The organism is Superficieibacter electus (assembly GCF_002915575.1).
Classification (GTDB): domain Bacteria; phylum Pseudomonadota; class Gammaproteobacteria; order Enterobacterales; family Enterobacteriaceae; genus Superficieibacter; species Superficieibacter electus.
The window spans coordinates 1-2,881 of sequence record NZ_PQGD01000064.1; the positions used below are offsets into that span (position 1 = coordinate 1).

Annotated in this window: 5 protein-coding genes; 4 read left to right on the plus strand and 1 reads right to left on the minus strand. The window is 40.7% G+C overall.

The features are described 5' to 3' along the window. Positions 1 to 191 precede the first annotated feature (191 nt). The 4 genes from CHU32_RS27675 to CHU32_RS27690 all read left to right on the plus strand — a co-directional run bounded on the left by CHU32_RS27675 (position 192) and on the right by CHU32_RS27690 (position 2,418). Positions 192 to 509, plus strand: a complete 318-nt coding sequence (locus CHU32_RS27675; RefSeq protein WP_000785965.1) for a hypothetical protein — start codon at positions 192 to 194, stop codon at positions 507 to 509. Positions 510 to 531: 22 nt separating this feature from the next. Beyond that, positions 532 to 837, plus strand: coding sequence for a hypothetical protein (locus CHU32_RS27680; RefSeq protein WP_001100610.1), 306 nt, complete (start codon positions 532 to 534; stop codon positions 835 to 837). Positions 838 to 881: 44 nt separating this feature from the next. Then, positions 882 to 1,553 (plus strand): S1 family peptidase, encoded by a 672-nt coding sequence (locus tag CHU32_RS27685; RefSeq protein ID WP_000285959.1) that lies wholly within the window; start codon positions 882 to 884, stop codon positions 1,551 to 1,553. 457 nt (positions 1,554 to 2,010) lie between these two features. Continuing rightward, complete coding sequence (locus CHU32_RS27690; protein WP_001371904.1) at positions 2,011 to 2,418, plus strand: hypothetical protein; 408 nt, start codon at positions 2,011 to 2,013, stop codon at positions 2,416 to 2,418. A gap of 50 nt (positions 2,419 to 2,468) precedes the next feature. On the opposite strand, the gene CHU32_RS27695 is transcribed toward CHU32_RS27690, so the two are convergent. Next, positions 2,469 to 2,881 (minus strand): hypothetical protein (locus tag CHU32_RS27695; RefSeq protein ID WP_234943038.1); only part of this gene is annotated, 413 nt, incomplete at its 5' end.

Sequence of the window (2,881 nt, forward strand, 5' to 3'; positions counted from 1 at the left end):
ACGGACCAGTGAAGCTTACCATAGCGCGGACATCTGAATTGAGCCACAGGCGGACATTACTATTGAGCCATTACAACTTAAGTGCGCATAATCAGGATTATGTAAGATCAGCGTTAAGTAGTCGATTTATTTGAAAGTGACGTCGTCTTTAAGTTAAAATCACCTATAATCAATACCTACTGGAGCAGCTCATGGCTGACACCTACCTCCCCCCGGGCTTTAAAAAATGCAAATCATGTCAGCAAGTTAAACCCTTTGAACAGTTTGGAAAAGAGCTCAAGGGCAAGTTTGGCCTCAAGAGTAAATGCCGAGCGTGTATTAGCGAGAAAAACAAAACGTACGCAGCAGGCCCAGGGGCCGAAGTAAAGACGCAAAATAATAGGACCTACCAGGCAGAAAACAAGACTGAGCTCGCGGAGAAAATGCGCGTTAAGCGTGCGAAAGAAAAATTTGGTGATCGCTATAATTCCTACCTCGCTTCTTTAGAGTCCATGAAAAAACTCAAATAATGTAATCGCCAACGGAGGAATAATGAATGTACATCTGAAATATGATACGATAAAGCACTATCACTTTGATTGGCTAACGCCTGCTGGCGACTATCCTAATTCAGCGGTTATGCTCGTAGGTTTCCGTGATGGGCGCTGGATTATTGTTCAAGAGTTCGGAAATGATTATAGCTGCTTCGAGGGCGTTCTGAAGAATGGTGATGATCTTAATACGGAGCCTAAATTCTATTCCGACTTAGAAAGCGTAGCGGTTGCTGCTTTTGGCATGATGAAGCAGATATATCCCCAGTACCAAGATAGCACGTTAGAAGAATTCCTCGCTGGATAAAATATTCTAGAAACCAAACTCGCCTTATTCGAAGGAAACTGACTATGTATAGAAAGGTTTTAGCTCTTTCAGCCTTACTGATTTCTGCTTGTTCCACCGATAATCCTCATAAACAAAGTATGCACCACAATGATTTTGAGCTTTCGGACTCAGCTGTAAAAATTCAAATCAAGTCTGGAAATAAGACAATCTCCGGCTCAGGTACTTGGATCGATGAACAACATATTCTTACAGCTTCACATTTATGGCTTGATGCAAGCAAGGATTATAGTCTAAGTATAATAACAAGGAATGGGAGCCAACCAGCAACAGTTATCAATATTGATGATCCTAAGAACCGGGACCTCGCTCTTTTAAAAGTAGAAAAAAATACTATTGTCAAAGCCCCACCTAATTGGAAGCTTCCAGTATGTGATAATGTTCTAGCTCCAGGTGAGTCTGTTTGGGTTCTATCGGGAATGTATAATACGCTTTCAAATACGTATGCTTCCCCCGACTCAACCTACTATTATAAAGGAATAGTTGGTTCTGATGGTTTGACTGCTTTTTATCAAAATGGAGTTAGTGGAAGCGCTGTGTTAAACCAATCTAAGAGTTGCTTATATGGTGTTGTGAGTCAACAAGACATTAAAAAGATCAATGTCTATCAGATATATATTACGAAGATTACTACAAATGAAATTATACGCGGATTCATAGGTTATAAAAATAATTAAATGAGCGTAATCTTACAACAGGCAATTCCGACGTTATCTGCGTTGGTCTACCTATCTGAACCTTTAAAAGGAACGTCTATCATGTATAAACTTTTACCCGCAATACTAGTCTTTCTTTCGGTGTTCCTTGGACTAATCGCTCTACTCAGTGCTATCAAAAATGGTTCTGATGAATTGGCGGTATTCCTCATTACACTTTCGGCGTGGTTCGCTGCTTTAAGTAAGTTTTATTCACTTAAACTGTATAAAAATAGTTAGCCTGTGAATCCAAATACAGTTGACAAGTATCCAGCACTGCCCCCGTGATTTATTCAGGTTAGAAGCATTCCCGGAGTGCAGGCTGGGATTAGAAAAGTTACTTTTCTTACGATGTACCAACCAATAGGGCACGACTTATCGTAATGCCTAATTACATATTACCTGTTTAAGTCGATCTAATAATTTCATTGGAGCAGACATGTCCCCGGAATTGGTATCAGGCATTGCACGAGTGGCGCATGAAAAGCTACTTTCAGTTTTGACGGAGTGCGGCACAAAGAAGACGAAAGGCACATGCCTTTTTGCAAGCTATCTTGTATGTTATTTAGCAAAAACTAAAGGTCTAGATGCTGTTGTTCGTGGGGGTAACGGTGCAGATGATGGCGGTATATTTACAGAGAGTGGTGGCTTTGGCCATTATTGGTGTGAATTGAACTTCGAAGAAGTGCAATATTATATTGACATCACTTCCGAGCAGTTTGGGTTTCATCCATACATAGTGAAACGCGTCAACGATATAACAGGATGGCCACGATATATTCCTGGTGATCAGGAAACGGTCGATAGTCATTTAGAACAATTATTACGCGACGGCTATACAGAATAGGCTGCGTATACACTATCGCAGCCTTTCAGGCTCTTAACCCTTGTGACCAGTTAACGGAACCACTCAGGATGACGCTGCCGATCAACGTTGATAACCTGCGAATTAAATTCAACGACATCCGCTGGAGTAAGCATTAATTCATCAGGATTTACAATAAATGGTCTTAAAACCACTTCGCCACCGTCTTCTTTTGCACCGTAGATATTAATAAGAAAGTGCAGTCGTTGATTTCCGTCAGCATTGCGTTGCCATTCTCTAAAAGTCAAAGTCTGTTTAATATAGTTTGTTAAAAGAAATGCGAATTCAGATTCTTCCGTTTGTGAGATACCGTTTTTGTTAGACATTTTTTTTAGTATCTTTCCGAGCATGGATACACAGGCATCTAGGGAAGGTGCGAATAAGCAGGTCATTTCTTCCCAAGCTGACTCGCTGATTAAAATTTCGCGGATCTGGGCCGATTTTT